The organism is Hymenobacter sp. 15J16-1T3B (assembly GCF_020711235.1).
Lineage (GTDB): Bacteria > Bacteroidota > Bacteroidia > Cytophagales > Hymenobacteraceae > Solirubrum.
The window spans coordinates 151,145-167,062 of record NZ_JAJFAV010000006.1; the positions used below are offsets into that span (position 1 = coordinate 151,145).

9 protein-coding genes are annotated in these 15,918 nt (G+C 66.2%); 3 read left to right on the plus strand and 6 right to left on the minus strand.

Features of this window, described 5'->3' with window-relative positions:
- Nucleotides 1-59 precede the first annotated feature (59 nt).
- Together LJ737_RS12190 and LJ737_RS12195 are read left to right on the plus strand one after the other, a co-directional pair.
- Entirely contained in the window at nucleotides 60-3,293 is a 3,234-nt protein-coding gene (locus LJ737_RS12190) for an efflux RND transporter permease subunit (RefSeq protein ID WP_227766034.1), read from the plus strand.
- A gap of 421 nt (nucleotides 3,294-3,714) precedes the next feature.
- Entirely contained in the window at nucleotides 3,715-5,736 is a 2,022-nt protein-coding gene (locus LJ737_RS12195; protein WP_227766036.1) for a monovalent cation:proton antiporter family protein, read from the plus strand.
- Between the two features lie 133 nt (nucleotides 5,737-5,869).
- Here the strand turns inward: LJ737_RS12195 and LJ737_RS12200 are convergent, their stop codons facing one another.
- The gene (locus LJ737_RS12200) at nucleotides 5,870-8,062 is read right to left on the minus strand and encodes a phage tail-like protein (protein ID WP_227766038.1); all 2,193 of its coding nucleotides are present in this window, start codon (nucleotides 8,060-8,062) and stop codon (nucleotides 5,870-5,872) included.
- Nucleotides 8,063-8,273: 211 nt separating this feature from the next.
- Entirely contained in the window at nucleotides 8,274-9,815 is a 1,542-nt protein-coding gene (locus LJ737_RS12205) for a phage tail-like protein (protein WP_227766041.1), read from the minus strand.
- A 209-nt stretch (nucleotides 9,816-10,024) separates the two neighbouring features.
- Between LJ737_RS12205 and LJ737_RS12210 the strand changes: the two genes are divergently transcribed.
- Nucleotides 10,025-10,621, plus strand: a complete 597-nt coding sequence (locus tag LJ737_RS12210) for a nitroreductase family protein (protein WP_227766045.1) — start codon at nucleotides 10,025-10,027, stop codon at nucleotides 10,619-10,621.
- A 309-nt stretch (nucleotides 10,622-10,930) separates the two neighbouring features.
- On the opposite strand, the gene LJ737_RS12215 is transcribed toward LJ737_RS12210, so the two are convergent.
- The 4 genes from LJ737_RS12215 to LJ737_RS12240 all read right to left on the minus strand — a co-directional run bounded on the left by LJ737_RS12215 (nucleotide 10,931) and on the right by LJ737_RS12240 (nucleotide 15,892).
- On the minus strand, nucleotides 10,931-12,526 hold the full coding sequence (locus tag LJ737_RS12215; protein ID WP_227766047.1) for an OmpA family protein: 1,596 nt from the start codon (nucleotides 12,524-12,526) through the stop codon (nucleotides 10,931-10,933).
- A 168-nt stretch (nucleotides 12,527-12,694) separates the two neighbouring features.
- Nucleotides 12,695-14,449, minus strand: coding sequence for an OmpA family protein (locus tag LJ737_RS27125; protein ID WP_317206650.1), 1,755 nt, complete (start codon nucleotides 14,447-14,449; stop codon nucleotides 12,695-12,697).
- 275 nt (nucleotides 14,450-14,724) lie between these two features.
- Nucleotides 14,725-15,123: an OsmC family protein gene (locus LJ737_RS12235; protein WP_227766049.1), complete on the minus strand. Its 399-nt coding sequence runs from the start codon at nucleotides 15,121-15,123 to the stop codon at nucleotides 14,725-14,727.
- Nucleotides 15,124-15,175: 52 nt separating this feature from the next.
- Nucleotides 15,176-15,892: a pirin family protein gene (locus tag LJ737_RS12240; RefSeq protein WP_227766051.1), complete on the minus strand. Its 717-nt coding sequence runs from the start codon at nucleotides 15,890-15,892 to the stop codon at nucleotides 15,176-15,178.
- Between the last annotated feature and the right edge of the window lie 26 nt (nucleotides 15,893-15,918).

The following is a 15,918-nucleotide window of genomic DNA, read 5'->3' on the forward strand; positions in this document are numbered from 1 at the left end:
CCAGCCACTCGTCAGGCTCCCCCTCTGCGCCAAAGAGGGGGCCGGGGGGTGAGGTCCCTATGATTGCAGAAACCTTTATTCGGCGCCCCGTCACGGCCATTGTCATCTCGCTGGTGATAGTGCTGGTGGGGGTGCTGGCCATCCTGAACCTGCCCGTGGGGCAGTACCCCGAGATTACGCCGCCCACCGTGTCGGTATCGGGCAACTACATCGGGGCCGACGCCCAAACCGTGGAGCAAACCGTGGCCACGCCCGTGGAGGTGCAGGTCAACGGCACGCCCGGCATGACCTACCTGCAGAGCAACAGCACCAGCAACGGGCAGATGAGCATGACGGTGAACTTCGAGGTGGGCACCAACATCAACATCGCCGCCCTCGACGTGCAAAACCGCGTGGGCATTGCCCTGCCCACGCTGCCGCAGGAGGTACAGCGCCTGGGCCTGACGGTGCGCAAGCGTAACCCCAGCATCCTGATGCTGGTGGCCATGTACGCGCCCAAAGGCACTCACAACACCACCTTCCTCGACAACTACGCCAACGTCTTCATCAAGGACGCCTTGCTACGCACCAAGGGCGTGGGCGACATTGTCTCGCGCGCCGACGACTTTTCGATGCGCGTGTGGCTCAACCCCGACAAACTCTCGCAGCTCGGCGTGACGGCCCAGGAAGTGACGGCCGCCATTCAGGAGCAGAACGCGCAGATTGCCGCCGGCTCCATCGGCGCGCCGCCGGCCCAGACCGGGCAGACCTTCGAGTACATCGTGTTTGTGAAGGGCCGCCTGACCTCCACCGAGGAATTCGGCGACATCGTGGTGAAAACCCGGCCCGAGGACGGCTCGGTGGTCTACCTCAAGGACGTGGCCCGGCTGGAGCTGGGCAAGTTCAACTACTCCTCGAACTCCTTCGTGGACGGCAAGCGCGCCGCCTACCTGCTGGTGTACCAGGCCCCCGGCGCCAACGCGCTGGAAACCTTCGAAAACGTGAACAAGACGATGGTGCAGCTTAAAAAGAGCTTCCCCGCCGACCTGGATTACGTGGTGCCCTTCGAGGCCGCCTCGGTGGTGAAGGTATCCATCAACGAGGTGCTGCACACGCTCATCGAAGCCCTGGTGCTGGTCGTGATTGTGGTGTTCCTGTTTCTGCAGAGCTGGCGCTCCACGCTCATTCCGGTGCTGGCCATTCCGGTGTCCATCGTGGGCACCTTCCTGTTCTTCATTCCGCTGGGCTTCACCATCAACACGCTCACCATGTTCGGCTTCGTACTGGCCATCGGCATCGTGGTCGACGACGCCATCGTGGTGGTGGAAGCCGTGGAGCACAACATGAACGATCGGGGCCTCTCGCCGCTGGACGCCACGCTGGCGGCCATGCGCGAAATTTCGGCCCCGGTTATTGCCATTGCCCTGATTCTGGCGGCCGTGTTCGTGCCGGTGGGCTTTATCCCGGGCATCACCGGGCGCCTCTACCAGCAGTTCGCCATTACCATTGCCATTTCGGTGCTGATTTCGGCCTTTGTGGCGCTTTCGCTCACGCCCGCCTTGTGCGTGCTGCTGCTCAAGCCCCACAAGCGCGACGAAAACTCCACCGGCCTCGACAAGTTCTTCTACCGCTTCAACACTTGGTTTGACCGCGTGACGGGCAAGTATGGCCGGGGCGTGCAGCGCGGCATCAAACACTCGCGCCTGGTGGTCGTCATCCTCATCTGCGTGGTGGCGGGCACGGCCTTGCTGTTCAAGAGCAAGCCCTCGGGCTTTATTCCGACCGAGGACGAAGGCCGCCTAATCGTGACCTTCAACCTGCCCGAAGCCGCTTCCACGGAGCGCACCGTGAGCACGCTGCACGGCATTATGAAGGAGCTGAGCCAGGTGAAGGGCATTGCGCACTACGCCGGCCTCGGGGGCCTGAACGCGGTGAACTTCTCCTCCAAGTCGAACAGCGGCACGGTGTTCTGCCAGCTGCAGCCCTGGGAGGACCGCAAGGAAAAGGAAGTACAGCTGCAGGGCCTGATCGAGACGGTGCAGAAGCGCCTGAGCCGCTTCAAGGAAGCCAACATCGTGGTGATTTCGCCCCCGGCCATTCCGGGCCTGGGCAACACCGGCGGCTTCTCCTTCGTGCTGCAGGAGCGCGAGGCCGGCGGCGACATCCGCAACTTCGACGCGACGCTGCAGAAGTTTCTGGGTGCCCTGCGCCAGCGCAAGGAACTGGCCGGTCCGTTCTCGTTCTTCACCGCCAACACCCCGGGCTACCAGCTCACCATCGACCGCGAAAAAGCCAAGAAGCTTGGCGTCTCGATTTCCGACATCGGTACGGCCCTGCGCACCTACCTGGGCTCGGCCTACGTGAACGACTTCACCCTCTACGGCCGCAACTTCCGCGTCGTCACCCAGGCCGACTCGGCCTACCGCGGCGACATCTCGAACCTGGGCCAGTATTTCGTGCGCAGCAACCAGGGCGCCATGGTGCCGCTGAGCACGCTCACCAGCTACAAGCGCACCGAGTCGGCCCCGCTGATTTCGCACTACAACCTGTTCCGCTCGGCCGAAATCAACGGCAACGCGGCCCCGGGCTACTCCTCCGGCGACGCCATCAAGGCCCTGCAGGAAACGGCGGCCCAGAATCTGCCCCAGGGCTATGGCTACGAATTCTCGGGCCTCTCGCGCGAGGAGTTGCTGGCCGGCGGGCAGACGGTGTACATCTTCGCCCTCTCGCTGATTTTCGTGTTCCTGTTCCTGGCCGCGCTCTACGAAAGCTGGTCGGTGCCCTTCTCGGTGCTGCTGGCCGTGCCGCTGGGCGCCTTCGGCGCCATTCTGGCGCTGTACTTCCTGCCCAAGCTGACCAACAACGTGTACGCGCAGATCGGTCTGATTACGCTTATCGGGTTGTCGGCCAAAAACGCCATTCTGATCATCGAATTCGCCAAGGAGCGCGTGGACAAGGGCATGCCGCTGGTCGAAGCTACCCTGGAAGCCGTGCGCCTGCGTCTGCGCCCCATCGTGATGACCTCGCTGGCCTTTATCCTGGGCGTGTTGCCGCTGGTATTTGCCTCGGGCGCCGGCGCCCAAAGCCGCCAAACCATTGGCTGGACGGTGCTCGGCGGCATGCTCTCGGCCACCTTGCTGGCCATCTTCATCGTGCCGGTACTCTACGTCATCATCACCCGCCTGGCCTACGGCAAAGCCAAGCTGGCCGAACTGGAAGCCAACTACCAGCCCGACGAGGAGCACGGCGGCCCCCACCGCGACGGCGACGAGTCGGCCGGCGAGGGCAACCACCCGGCCCCGCAGCCGGCCTAACCCGGCTGGAAACGCAACAGCGGCGGCGCGAACCAATCTGGTTCGCGCCGCCGCTGTTTTATGGATGGTTACGCGCCGATCAGCCCGCTGGCGCTGCCGCCGGGCCGGGGGCCTTGCCCGCCTGGTTCAGCCGCTCAGGCTCAGCCGTTAATCGGTCCGGAGCGCGCGACGGCACCGAAGCCGCTGCAACGACCGAAATGAGGCCAAAACATGACGAATATCTGCTTCGGCACGACGGATATCAAGCCGAAAGGGTGTCCTGGGCCACCAGGACAGCGTAATTTAGGGGGAACTGTGAAGGGGTAGCGCCGAGCGGGCGCTGGGAAGTAAGCACAACCATTCGTTGCCGCGCATTGAAGGCGCCGCCCGCTGTCGGGCGGCAAAAGGAAGAAAGCGGCCGGGCGCCCCGGTCCCCATTGCTATGTCCTCTTCCTCCGTCCTCTACGACTTACTGATCATCCTGCTGCTGTCGGTGGGCGTGACGCTGCTCTTCAACCGCATCAAGTTGCCCTCCATCATCGGCTTCCTGGTAACGGGCATGCTGGCCGGGCCCTACGCGCTGGCGCTGGTGAAAGCCCCGCACAAGGTCGACCACATTGCCGAGCTGGGCGTGATGCTGCTCATGTTCACCATCGGCTTGGAGTTTTCGGTGCACAGCCTGATGCGCATCAAACGGGCTGTGTTCTTGGGCGGCGCGCTGCAGGTGGGCCTCACCGTGGGCGTGGTAGCCGTGCTGGCCATGGCCGCGGGCAGTCCGCCGGGCGCCGCCGTGTTTTGGGGTTTTCTGCTGGCGCTCAGCAGCACGGCCATCGTGCTCAAGCTCATGCAGGAGCACATGGAGGTGGAATCCATGCACGGCCAGATCGTGCTGGCCATCCTGATTTTTCAGGACCTGGTGGTGGTGCCCATGATGCTGCTCGTGCCCTTGCTTAGCGGGCAGGGCGTGGGCTCCTCCTGGCTGACCCTGGGCATCATGCTCGCCAAAATGCTGGCGGTGCTGGCGCTGGTGGTGCTCGGCAGCCGCTACCTCATGCCCCGGCTGCTGCTGCTGGTGGTGCGCACCCGCAGCCGCGAGCTGTTTTTGCTCACCATCATCGGCACCTGCCTGGGCGTGGCCTGGCTTACCGAAGTGGCCGGCCTCTCCATGGCCCTGGGCGCCTTTTTGGCCGGGCTCATCATCTCCGAGTCGGAGTACAGCTACGAGGCGGTGAGCAACGTGCTCCCGTTCCGCGAGATATTCGCCAGCTTCTTCTTCGTGTCCATCGGCATGCTGTTCGACGTGCACGTGCTGCTGGAGCACCCGGTGCAGATTCTGCTCATTACCCTGGGCGTGATGCTGCTGAAAACGCTGCTGACGCCCGCCGCTGCCGTGTTTTTGTACATCCCGGTGCGCGAGGTGCTGCTGGCGGCCCTGGCGCTGTGCCAGGTCGGGGAGTTTTCCTTTGTGCTGTCGCGCGTGGGGGTCGAGGCCGGGCTGATTTCCCCCGATGAGTACCAGATCTTCCTCGCCATTTCGGTGCTCACCATGTGCTGCACCCCGCTCGTGTCGATGGGGGCCGAACCGGTGGTGGCGTGGGTGATGGGCCGGCCGCTGCTGCAGAAGCTGGAGCGGCAGCTGCACCCGCCCACGCCCACTCCGCTGCTGCCCCTGGCCGCGCCCGAAACTCCGCTGTCCGACCACCTCGTGGTGGTGGGTTACGGGCTCAACGGCCGCAACCTGGTGCGGGCGGCGCGGGCCATGAAGCTGCCCTACATCATCCTGGAAGCCGACGCCGACAAGGTGCACCGCGGCCTGAAGCGCGGGGAGCGAATCGTGTACGGCGACGTAACGCACCAGCACGTGCTCGAGCACCTGGGCGTGGCGCGGGCCCGTGTGGTGATGCTGGCCATTTCCGACCCGGCCGCCAGCCTGCGGGCCGTCGTCACCATCCGCCGCCTCAACCCCGACGTGTGCATCGTGGTGCGCACCCTCTACCTGCACGAGCGGAAACAGCTCTACCAGGTGGGCGCCACGGAGGTCATTTCGGAAGAGCAGGAAACGAGCATGGAGGTGCTGGCCCACGTGCTGGCCCGCTTCATGGTGCCGGTATGCGAAATCGACCGGCTCATCGACGAGCTGCGCCACGGCGGCCACGCCATGCGCCGCCGCCGCTCCCTCGACGAGGCGGCGTGGTCCCGGCTGCACCTGCGCTTCGTCGAGTCGGAGCTGGCCACCGTGCCGGTCGACGCCGACCCGGGGGCGCATTTCGTCGGCAAGAGCTGCCTGCACTCCGACGTGCAGGAGCGCTTCGGCCTGAGCCTGCTGGCCATCCGCCGCGACGGGCACCTGCTGGACCCGCTCAGCCAGGATACCACCATCTGCCTGCACGACACGCTGTACGTGTTCGGCAAGCCCGAGCAGGTCAACCGCCTGGCCCACGAGGTGCAGCCCAGTGAGGTGTAGCGGCGGTCTGCGGGGAGGCGGGGCTTGGGCCAGGGGCTCTTGGCGGAGCGTATGGCACTACCAATGCCGGCGTGCCGCACTGGGACGAAATGAGCAGCTTCTACCCCGAAAGGCTGGGCAGGTCGGGGGCAGGTTACTGTACCTTAGCACATTGGCAATGCACGCGAATATCACGGGAGACGCCGGAGGTGTTGGCCACGCGCAGCGTCCAGAGGTTGGGCGCGCCGACGGGGTCTTCCACCCCGCTGAAGAGCACCACCATGCCGTCGGCGTAGCCGGCGGGCGTGATGTTGCGGAAGCCGCCCCCGCCGCCGAGCAGGCGGGTGCCCGCCGGGCACGGCACCTGCAGGGTGGACAGTGTGTTGGTGGCCACCGTCGCGTCAATCGATTGGATGCTGAGCCCCACCTCGAAGTTGCCGCTGGCGCGCACGTTGCCGGTCACGTCCAAGGCCGCCTGGGGGTTGCTGGTATTGATGCCCACGTTGCCGCCGGGCTTGAGATAGAGACGGTAGTCGGCCACGCCGGTTTGGGCCACGTTTAGCCCCCCGCCGTCCAGGTTGAAGTGCCAGCGGCTGGTGCCCCCGGCGTCTTTCCACGACACCAGGTCGCTGGCAGTGCCGGTGCCCTGCACGCTCAGCGGCCGGTCGGGGGCGGCGGTGCCGATGCCCACCAGCCCGCTGCCGAGCACCGTCAGGCGGGGGGTGCCGCTGGTGCCCAGCTGCAGCGGGCCGTTCAGCTCGTTGACGATGCCGAGGGTGGTGCTGCCGTCGGCGGGGTAGCCCAGGTAGCCGCCCCGGCTGGCGCCGAAGCCGTTGGGGAAGAACGTGAGGTAGGTGTGCTTGCCGGGGCCCGTGCCGCCGAGCTGCAGGGCGTTGGCGTCGGCTTCGATGCGCTGCCGGCCGAGCACGTGCAGGGTTTCCTGCGGGTCGGTCAGCCCGATGCCCACGCGCCCGCTGTTGCCAATGGCCAGGCGGGCGGTGGAGTTGGTAAAGAAGGTCAGCCCGAAGCGGTTGGGGCTGCCGGCGCTGCGGGCCGAGGCAATGACCTCGCCCGAATTGGTGCCGAAGCGCAGCCCGTTGCCGTTGACCGTGCCGTCGTTGACGCCGCTCACGTCCAGGTTTACCCCGCCGTTCACGTTGAGCCGGTCCGAGCCGCTGCTGGTGCCCACGCCCACGTTGCCGGCGTTGTCGACGCGCAGACCCTCGGACCCGCCGTCGTTCGAGAGCCAGTTGCCGTTGAGGCTCAGGGTGGTGGTGGCCGTGTGGTTGCCCAGGTTGTCGCCCTGCCCGCTGGGCGTGGCGCCCGCGCTGAGGTTGCCGGCCGCGTCCACCGTCACCACCCGGGCCCCGGTGCCGGCCAGCGCGTCGAAGCGGGTGGCGCCGGCCACGTGCAGGGGCACCTGCGGAGCAGTGGTGCCCACGCCCAGGCGTCCGGCCTGCACCGTCAGCACGTTGGCATCGGCCGTGGGCAGGTAAATCTGGGTACCGAACAGCAGGTCGCGCCCCGTGCCCGCCGTCGACTCGCCCCCGGCATACACGTCGCCGTCGGTGTAGCTGACCTGCACCGAGCCGTTGCTGGTCAGTCGGCTGAACCGCAGCTGGTACTGCTGCCCGGCCTGCACCGGCAGCGCAGTGCCCAGTGTAAAGCTCAGCGGGCCGCCCCCGAACAAGGGCGTGGTCACTTGCGCCGCCACTGTGGTGGCCGGCAGCGGGCCCACCACGTCGAGGCGGGCCGAGCCGGTGGTAGCCGTGCTCTGGGTGCTCAGCATCACCGACACCACCTTGAGCGCGCCGGTTTGCTGCACCGTAAAGCTTTGCCAGGTACCCGAGCCCATGGTGGCCCCGCCCGCCACCGTGCCGCTGGAACCCGCATCGGCTACCAGGGTGGCGGTGTTGTAGGTGCCGGGCGAGCTGCTGATGGCCAGCGTCTGGCTGCCGGCCGCTACGGTGGTGGCCCGGGTTAGGGCGCCGCCTAACTGCACCTCGCTACCGGTCTTGCTCAGGCCGTTGCCGGCGCCCACGGTGGCCTGCTGGGCGCTGGGCAGGCGGTTCCACTGGCCGGCGAAGAAGTACCAGAAGCCGGGCTCGGGCCCGTCGGTCTGGAACACCATCAGGCCCAGGGGCACGTTCGTCATGGCCGTGCGCTGGGCCTCGCTCAGGCGCGGGATGAGCAAGCCCTTGTCGGTGCTGCTGATGTCCAGCGCCGCTTTCGGGTCGGGCGTGGCCGTGCCGATGCCCACCGTGCCCGGCGTTTGGGCGTGAAGAGCGGTGGGCAGCCCCAGCAGCAGGCTGCCCGCGACAAGAAAGCGGGAGTAACGGTTTGTCATAGCTAGGTGTGTAGCAAGAAAGGAAGGGAAATGGAAGGCGGGCAACTACCCGCTGACCGGAACTCCGGGGCGGGCAAGGAGGCGAAGCCGGCCGTAGGCTAGGCCACCGACGGCAGCCAAGGCGTAAGCAGTCCGGCCACCGGAGCCGCCGGCAGGCAAGCCAGGACAGAAGCGGCAGGGCCAAAGCCGCGCGGCTTTGGCCCTGCGGGTGCTACTCGGCCTGGTACACGATGTAGGTCAGGCGCACGTGAGTGAGCGTGACGGCGCCGTTGCTGTTCATATCCACGTCGATCAGGTAGCTGAACTGGGCGTTGTCGACGACGATGTTCACGCCCTGGTTGACGGTCTGAAACTGGTTTCGGTCGCTGCCCAGCGTGGCGTAGGCGGTGGTAGAGGAGGTGTAGTTGTCGGCGCCGTTGTTGCCGCGAATGGCTACCAGGCGGGCCCGCATGGTCGTTGCGCCGTTGCCGTCGTCGTCGTAGCCCTGCAGCTCGATGTTGGTGATGGTGGCGCCCTGGGGCAGGTGTACCGGGGCCACCAGCCGCCCGGCGCCCGAACCGCCGAGGTACACCTCGGCCGGGTTGCCGCCGGTGCTGATGGAGGCAAAGACCGGGTGGTTGGTCGGGTCGGTCGACGCGAAGTCGAAGGGCGTGAGCATGTAGTACTGCGTGCGGGCCGAGCTGTAGGCGTAGTTTTCCCCGCCCGGGATGCTCACGCCGTTGCTCACCTGCAGCTGCCCGTCCTGGCTCAGCGTCATCAGGGTGCTGGCCACGGTGGAATTCAGGTTGTAGGTCACCCACTGAAACCGCTTGGTGGCAATGGCCGGCACGCCGAAGGTCAGCGCGTTGGGCTCCATGAACACGCCCCAGCGGCCGATGCCGCTGTAATTGCCCGAGGTAAACGCATCCCAGGCCCGGGTGATAAGCGGGCGGTCGGCCCCGGCCAGAATGATACCCAGCGCGCCGTCGGCGGCGATGTTGCCGGCCACGTGCAGCTGCTGCTGGGCCGAGGTACGCCCGATGCCGACGTTGCCGTTGCTGAGGACGCGCAGGCGCTCCTGCCCGCCGGTGCCGAGGCGGATGGTCTGGTGCACGTCGCTCTGCTGGCTGAAGCCGGCCAGATCAATAAAGCTCTTGGTAGCTGCGCTGCTGCCCCCGCCGGCCGAGAGGCGCAGGTAGCCGTCGTCGGCCGCGGCCGAGAGCGTGCCGCCGCCGGCCAGACCGTAAGCGCTGATTTCGCCGCTGATGCGGGCGGTGCCCACGGCCGGGCGCACGGCGTTGTTGCCGATGGCCGCGCCCAGCATGAGCGCGCCCTGGCCCAAATCGAGGCGGGCGTTGGGAGCGGCCACGCCCACGCCCACGTTGCCGCTGTTGTCGAGGCGCAGGCCGGTGCTGCTGCCGTCGTTTGAGAGCCAATGCCCGTTCAGCCCTAGGTTTTGCGTGGCGGTGTGGTTGCCCAGGTTGTCGCCGGCAGTGGCGCTGGGCAGGCGGTTCCACTGGCCGGCGAAGAAGTACCAGAAGCCGGGCTCGGGCCCGTCGGTCTGGAACACCATCAGGCCCAGGGGCACGTTCGTCATGGCCGTGCGCTGGGCCTCGCTCAGGCGCGGGATGAGCAAGCCCTTGTCGGTGCTGCTGATGTCCAGCGCCGCTTTCGGGTCGGGCGTGGCCGTGCCGATGCCCACCGTGCCCGGCGTTTGGGCGTAAGCGGCCAGCCCCGCCAACAAGGCAATCAAGGTGGAATAAAGCTGTTTCATAGCGGAGAAAAGAGTGAGACTAAGCGCTGCCGGGGCGCCGCGGGCTCGGCCGTTGCAAGTATCTGAATACGACCCGCGAATATATAAGCAGGGGCTTTTTCTTAAGCGCACGGTGCCCGGCCCTACCCGAAACAATCGGCCCGCCCACCGGCTTATCTTGCCGACCCGGCTGTTCCCGCGCCCGTCCGTTCACCCTTTCTTGTTTGTGCATGTCCACCGACACCCCGCTGCCAACCCCCGAACAGTTCGATACCCTTATCCGCGCCCGGCGCAGCATTCAGCCCATTCAGTTTGAGCCCGGCCGCGTCATTCCCGACGATATTATTGAGCGCATGCTCGAAAACGCCAACTGGGCGCCCACCCACAAACGCACCGAGCCCTGGCGCTTCGTCGTGTTCAAGGGCGCAGGCCTGCAGCGCCTGGCCGAGTTTCAGTCCGGCCTCTACCGGCAGCAGGCCGGCGAGTTCGTCGACGAAAAAAAGGCGCACAAGCTCGCTACCAATCCGCTGCTGGCTTCCCACGTCATTGCCATCGGCATGAAGCGCCACCACGTGCTGCCCGAAATCGAGGAAATCGAGGCCGTGGCCTGCGCCGTGCAAAACCTGCACCTGACGGCCGTGGCCAACGGCGTTGGCGGCTACTGGGGGTCGGGCGGCGTGACGTACCTGGAAGAAGCCAAGCCCTTCTTCGGCCTCGGCCCCGAGGACAAGTTGCTCGGCTTCTTCTACCTGGGCTACGTGGCGCAGCAGCCCGGCCGCAATCTGCGCAAACCCATAGCGGAAAAAGTAACCTGGGTGACGGAGTAGTTGCGAGTTGCGGGAGGTAGGTTGTCTGGCATTCGTCATCCTCCCATCTGGCGTACACACCGCGAAGGACCTTCCTCGCACCCTGCACTAACTACCAAGCGCAGCCACCAACGCCCTTATCATTCGGGCATGGTGGCTGCGCTTCTCGATTTGATTGAGAGTAGCAAACGTCAGAGCATTGCCGGCAGCGGCGGTGCGAGGAAGGTCCTTCGCTACGCCTCAGGATGACATTGCTTTTGCACTCTGGTACACAAAAAAGGCCCGCTGCACTGTGCAGCGGGCCTTTTTATTGGGCAAGCAGGCTAAGGCCTAGCGGCGCGGGGCCGGCTTGCGGGCGGGGGCTTTCTTGGCCGGCGCCTTTTTGGTCGTCGTTTTCTTGGCCGGCGTGGCCTTGGCGGGCGTCGTCGGAATGACGATGTCGGGCATGGCCGGCTCGGGGCCGTACTTCACCTCGGCCGCGTTCGGGTCGCCGGTCAGGTACAGGTCGAAGTCCACGCGGCGGTTCAGGGCGCGGCCGGCGTCGGTGGCGTTGTCGGCAATGGGCTTGGTTTCGCCGTAGCCGCGCGACTCGATGCGGGCGTCCGGAATGCCTTTGCTGAGCATGTACACGCGGGCGGCGGCGGCGCGGTCGTGCGAGAGGCGCAGGTTGTACGGGTCGGAACCCTTGCTGTCGGTGTGGCCGGCAATGCTCAGGGTGTAGTCCGGGTACTCGTTCAGGATCTGCACGATGGCGTCCAGGGTCGGGTACGAAGAGGGCAGCAGCACGGCCTTATTGAACTCGAAGTTGATATACTTCGTGGCTTCCTGCAGGCGCTTCTTGGCCTCGGCCTTAATCTCGGGGCAGCCGCGGTTCGAAGCCGGACCCGGGCGGTTCGGGCAGCGGTCCTGGTAGTCGGGCACGCCGTCGCCGTCGGTATCGAGCGGGCAGCCGGAGGCATCCACTTTCACGCCGGCCGGGGTGTCCGGGCACTTGTCGTTCTGGTCGATTACGCCGTCGTTATCCGCATCCGGGCAGCCTTTCAGCTCCGGCTTGCCGGGCGTATCGGGGCAGGCGTCGTCCTTGTCGGCCACGCCGTCGTTGTCGCGGTCGGGGCAGCCCTGCAGCTCCGGCTTACCGGCTTCGGTGGGGCACTGGTCCTGGTAGTCGGCCACGCCGTCCTTGTCCGTGTCGATGGGGCAGCCGTTTTCGTCCACCTTCACGCCGGTGGGCGTGCCGGGGCACTTGTCCTTGCGGTCGGCCACGCCGTCCCCGTCCTCGTCCTTGGCCTTGCCCAGGTTGAAGTTCAGGCCCACGGTGTGCTGCAGAAACTTGTCGTCCCAGCCGTTGTCGTCGCGGGTCTGGTCGCCATCGAAGTTGGCGTAGGAGGGTGCGTGTTGCGCCGTCTGCACGAACAGGTTCACCGTTTCGCCGAGGCGGAAATTAATACCGGCGCCGGCGGCAATGTCGAAGTAGCTCTTGTCCTGGTCGATGCGGCCGCCCCGGTAAAATCCTTCGCGCGAGGTGTAGGTCCAGCCCGGCATGGCCAGCAGGTAGGGCTGGATGAAGGCGTCTTCCTTCAGCGCCCAGCCGTTGTTGAGCTTGAGCTTGATGCCCAGGTTCACGTTCACCAGGTTGGTGGCGAAGTACGTGTTGGCGCTTTGGCTGCCCTTCAGCTCCCCGTAGAAGCCTTGCAGGCTCAGGTCGAGGCCCTTGGTCAGGTAGCGGTTGATGGCCAGGCCCGGGGCGTAGCGGTTGCTGCTGAAGTTCCAGTAGTCGGAGCCGTAGTTGCCCTTGTACTGCAGCGCGCTGACGTTGAGTCCGATGCTGGTTTTGCGGTCGGCCGACTGGGCCTGACTCAGAAGCGGTACGACGGCCAGCGCCAAGGGCAGCACCAGTCGTCGAGGATTGGGAATAAGGTGTTTCATGGAGTGGCGGCGTTCCGCGGGCGACATTACCCGCGGCGGAATGGCCTCATATACCCCCGCTTTCGGCCGAAGGTTATGCTTGCTTCCCCGACTTCATCACCGCTTCATATCCAGCAAAACGGCCGACCCTTGCGAGGTCGGCCGTTAAGCAGGCAATGCAAAACCTAATTAGCGCTTGGGCTGGGCCTTCCGGGGCGTCGGCGCCGCTTGGGGTTTGGCGACTGTTGCCTTGGCCGCCGGAGTTTTGGCGGCGGCCGGTTTGCGGACGGCGGAGGCTTTGGCCGGCGCTTTGGCGGCTGGGCGGCGTGCGCTCGGGCGGACCGCCGCTTTGCGGGCGGGCTTGGCCGGTTGGGCCTTGGCCGGGGTGCCGGTGGGCTCTTTGCCGTATTTCACTTCGGCCGCGTTACGGTCGCCGGTCAGGAACAGATCGAACTCCACGCGACGATTTTTGGCGCGGCCGGCCTCGGTGGTATTCGGCGCGACGGGGCGGGCCGGGCCATAGCCGCGCAGCTGCAGGCGGTCTTCGGCAATGCCTTGGCCCACGAGGTAGCTGCGGGCGGCGGCGGCCCGCTCGCGCGAGAGGCGCTGGTTGAAGGCCGCCGGGCCCTTGCTGTCGGTGTGGCCGGCAATGCTGAGCGAATAATCGGGGTAATCACGCAGAATCTGGGCAATACCATCGAGCGTGGCGTGCGAGCTGGACAGCAGCGTGGCCCGGTTCGGCTCGAAGCTGATGAAGCGGGTGGCTTCGCGCAGGCGCTTGCGGGTTTCGGCCCGCACGATGGGACAGCCCTTGTTGCTGGCCGCGCCGGCGCTGGTCGGGCAGCGGTCGGCCGCGTCGGGCACGCCGTCGCCGTCGGTATCGGCCGTGGCCGAGGGCGCCGGCGCCGGGGTGGCGGGCTGGGCCGGTGGCGTGGGCGCCACTTCGGCTACGGGGCAACCTGAGGGGTCTACCTGGGTGCCGCTGGGCGTGTCGGCGCACTTGTCTTCCGCGTCGGGTACGCCGTCGTTGTCGGCATCGGGGCAGCCCTGCAACTCGGGTTTGCCGGCCACGTCCGGGCAGGCGTCGTCGCCGTCCGATACGCCGTCGCCGTCCTTGTCGGCGCAGCCTTTCAGCTCCACGGTGCCGGCTTGGTCGGGGCATTGGTCCTGGTAGTCGGGCACGCCGTCGCGGTCCGAGTCGAGGGGGCAGCCTTTTTCATCCACCAGGATGCCGGTGGGCGTGCCCGGGCACTGGTCCTTGCGGTCGGGCACGTCGTCGTCGTCCTCGTCGCGCGACTGGCCCAGGTTGAAGGTCAGCCCCACAGTGTGCTGCAAAAATCGGTCGTCCCACCGGTCTTTGTCGTTGGCTTTGTTCACGCCGTCCAGGTTGGCGTCGAGCGGCAGGTGCTGGCCGGTCTGCACGAAGAGGCTCACGCCCCCGCCGAGGCGGAAATTCAGCCCCGCTGCCCCAAACAAGTCGAAATACCCCTGGTCGCGGTCGGAACGGATGTTGTCGGCCCAGCCGATGCGGCTGGTGTAGGTCCACCCCGGGGAAGCCAGCAGGTAGGGCTGGATGAAGGCGTTTTCCTTCAGGGCCCAGCCGTTGTTGAGCTTGAATTTCAGGCCTAGGTTGGCGTTGACAACTGTGGTAGTGAAACGCGTGCGGGCGCTGGGGTTGTTTCCCGTCAGCTCCCCGAAAAACAGCTGGCTACTTAAATCCAGGCCTTTGCCCAGGTACTGGTTGATGGCAATGCCGCCGGCGTACTTGCTGCGGTCGAATTTCCAGTAGTCAGAGCCGTAGTCGCCCTGGTACTGCAGGGCGCTGAGGTTGATGCCGAAGCTGGTGCGGCGGTCGGCGGTTTGGGCCTGCGCCGGCCGCGGCGCGGCCAGCCACGCCAGCGGCAGCGCCAGCAGCCAACGGCCAAAGAGTATGGAGTGCTTCATCGGGGCGCGGGTTGAGCGGGCAAATTGACCTTTAACGGGGCTGCCCAGAGGGGCTGCCGGCCCGCCCGGTGGTGCTGGGGTGGGGGGTGGGGCGGCATTAATAGTCTAAACATACGGGCAAATGCCGGTTGCAGCCAAGCCCGCCGCCAACTTTGCCCGCCGTACCGGCCGCGCAAGTGCGAAGCGAGGAATCCGGGGGAGTAGAAGGATACCAATAAGCAAACGCGGCCCCGCCCGGGCAAAACCGGACGGGGCCGCGCAAAAAAACGGCGCAATTATTCCGCCAAGGCGGTTTCTATGGTCACGCCGGCCGTCAGAGCTTTGTGCACCGGGCAGGCGTTGGCCACCTGCAGCAGGCGCTGCCGCTGCTCGGCCGTCAGCTCACCCAGCAACTCGATGCGCCGCGTGAGGTGGCGCACCACGTGGTCGGCCGCCTGCTCGAAGCTCACCTGCGTATCGATGCGCTGCAGGGGCCAGCCTTTGCGGTTGGCGTACATGCGCACCGTGATGCACGTGCAGGCCGTGAGGGCCGCGGCCAGTAGCTCGCCGGGGCTGGGGCCCATGTTCTGCCCGCCGTCGGCCAGGGGCTCGTCGGCTAGTAAGGCGTGGCCGCTGTCGGTGGTCAGATCCGTTACGTAAGGGTCGGGGCCGAGGTGGCCGGTGATGCGGGGCATGGCAGGACGAAAAGAAGGTGCGCGCAAGGTAACCGCCGAAGCGGCCGGCCGGTTAGCCGAGCATGGGCACTTCCATCAGCAGCACCCGGGCCGCGCTGTCGGCCTGAATGGCAAACCGGTCGGTTTCCCAGATGCCGAAACCGTCGCGGCGGTGCAGGGCCTGCCCGTCGACGGTCACGTCGCCTTCGAGCACGAAGATGTACACGCCGTTGCCGGCTTTTTTCAGCTCGTATTCCGTGGCGAAGCCCGCGTCGAGCTGGCCGAGGTGAAACCACGCATCCTGGTGCAGCCACACGCCCTCGTCGTCCGCGTTAGGCGACAGCACCTGCTGCAGGCGGTTGTGCTGGTCTTCGGGGCGGAAGGTCTGCTGGTCGTAGCGCGGCGGCACGTTGCGCTTATTCGGAATCACCCATATCTGCAGAAACTTCACCTCTTCGGTGGCCGAGTGGTTTTTCTCGCTGTGGGCCACGCCGGTGCCGGCGCTCATCACCTGCACGTCACCGGGCCGGATAACGGCCTTGTTGCCCATGTTGTCTTGGTGCTCCAAAGAACCCGACAAGGCAATGGACACGATTTCCATGTTGTCGTGCGGGTGGCGGCCGAAGCCCATGCCGCCGGCCACGGTGTCGTCGTTGAGCACGCGCAGGGCTCCGAAGTGCATGCGCTGCGGCTCGTAGTAGCCGGCGAAGCTGAAGGTGTGGTAAGAATTAAGCCAACCGTGGTTGGCGTGGCCGCGGGTAGCGGCCGGGTGAAAAACAGTGCGTGCCATAACAAAAGGCCGGTAGGATGACGAAG

What these genes read in the sequence shown, in the direction of transcription:
- LJ737_RS12240 (WP_227766051.1), bottom strand. Translation starts at nt 15,892, where the DNA reads ATGGCACGCACTGTTTTTCACCCGGCCGCTACCCGCGGCCACGCCAAC.
- LJ737_RS12210 (WP_227766045.1), top strand. Translation starts at nt 10,025, where the DNA reads ATGTCCACCGACACCCCGCTGCCAACCCCCGAACAGTTCGATACCCTT.
- LJ737_RS27125 (WP_317206650.1), bottom strand. Translation starts at nt 14,449, where the DNA reads ATGAAGCACTCCATACTCTTTGGCCGTTGGCTGCTGGCGCTGCCGCTG.
- LJ737_RS12205 (WP_227766041.1), bottom strand. Translation starts at nt 9,815, where the DNA reads ATGAAACAGCTTTATTCCACCTTGATTGCCTTGTTGGCGGGGCTGGCC.
- LJ737_RS12235 (WP_227766049.1), bottom strand. Translation starts at nt 15,123, where the DNA reads ATGCCCCGCATCACCGGCCACCTCGGCCCCGACCCTTACGTAACGGAT.
- LJ737_RS12215 (WP_227766047.1), bottom strand. Translation starts at nt 12,526, where the DNA reads ATGAAACACCTTATTCCCAATCCTCGACGACTGGTGCTGCCCTTGGCG.
- LJ737_RS12195 (WP_227766036.1), top strand. Translation starts at nt 3,715, where the DNA reads ATGTCCTCTTCCTCCGTCCTCTACGACTTACTGATCATCCTGCTGCTG.
- LJ737_RS12190 (WP_227766034.1), top strand. Translation starts at nt 60, where the DNA reads ATGATTGCAGAAACCTTTATTCGGCGCCCCGTCACGGCCATTGTCATC.
- LJ737_RS12200 (WP_227766038.1), bottom strand. Translation starts at nt 8,062, where the DNA reads ATGACAAACCGTTACTCCCGCTTTCTTGTCGCGGGCAGCCTGCTGCTG.